The organism is Thiolapillus sp. (assembly GCF_048562965.1).
In the GTDB taxonomy this organism is placed as follows: Bacteria; Pseudomonadota; Gammaproteobacteria; order Chromatiales; family Chromatiaceae; genus Thiolapillus; species Thiolapillus brandeum_A.
In genome coordinates, this window is record NZ_JBHNMF010000836.1 from 1 (window position 1) to 1,264 (window position 1,264).

Annotated in this window: 1 protein-coding gene; it reads left to right on the forward strand. The window is 49.1% G+C overall.

Translation table 11 applies throughout. The features are described 5' to 3' along the window. Positions 1 to 1,264: DEAD/DEAH box helicase family protein (locus ACOCD2_RS20495; protein WP_419626004.1), on the forward strand; the 1,264-nt coding region annotated here is incomplete at both ends.

Consider the following 1,264-nt stretch of genomic DNA (forward strand, 5'->3'; position numbering starts at 1 on the left):
CACCCTATGAATATCCTTCGCGCCATTGGGAGTTGGATGAAAACGGTCAGCCAACACAAAAAATCGTTGAAAAACGGCGCCTTGCAGAATTCATAACACCCATCCCAAAGCCAAAAAAGCGCAAAGGGACTCCTAAGCAGGAACAGCTGCTATTCGACGAAGGAGAAGGTTTATCAACGGATGAACAGCAGTACGATCACACGGCCATCATCAACGGTGTTCGGCGGGAAGTAGATAAATGGCGTAGTCTTCCCAATTCCAATGACTGGAAAGTAACACCGGAAACTGCTCGTTTGTTGCAACACTGGCGGCATCACAATTTCAGCGGCATTCGCCCATTCTTCTGCCAGGTGGAAGCTGTCGAAACCGCTATCTGGCTGACAGAGGTAGCTCCTCACACTGGAAAAACCGGCAAAGCTTTTCTTGATCACCTGGTCAATGCGAATAACGATGCTAACCCGGAGATTATGCGGCTAGCTCTAAAGTTGGCCACTGGTGCTGGAAAGACAACAGTGATGGCCATGATCATCGCTTGGCAGACTATCAATTCGGTTCATCGTCCCCAGAGCAAGCGTTTTACCCGGGGGTTCCTGATCGTGGCTCCTGGGTTGACCATTCGTGATCGTCTTCGTGTACTCAAGCCCAACGATCCGGATAGCTACTATCTCAGCCGTGAACTGATTCCCGGCGATATGATGGGTGATTTGGAACGCGCCAAGATCGTCATTACTAACTATCATGCCTTCAAGCAACGTCAGCGCATGGAACTATCGAAAGGAGGCCGATCCTTACTTCAGGGGCGCGGGGAAGCGCTCAATACCCTCGAAACAGAAGGACAGATGATTCAGAGAGTAATGCCTGATCTGATGGGCATGAAAAATATCATGATGATCAACGATGAGGCACATCATTGTTACCGGGAAAAGCCTGAAGAAGATGATATTGCTTCACTGAAAGGAGATGAGAAAAAAGAAGCGCAGAAGAATAATGAGGCCGCTCGTTTGTGGATATCGGGTATTGAAGCCATCAATCGCAAACTCGGTGTTACACGTGTTATCGATCTTTCTGCCACGCCTTTTTTCCTCAGAGGTTCTGGTTACGCAGAGGGCACTCTATTTCCTTGGACCATGAGTGATTTTTCTCTCATGGATGCCATTGAATGTGGCATCGTCAAACTTCCCCGAGTTCCGGTGGCGGACAACATCCCCGGTGCCGATATGCCCATGTTCCGCACCTTATGGGAGCATATTCGTAAAGACATGCC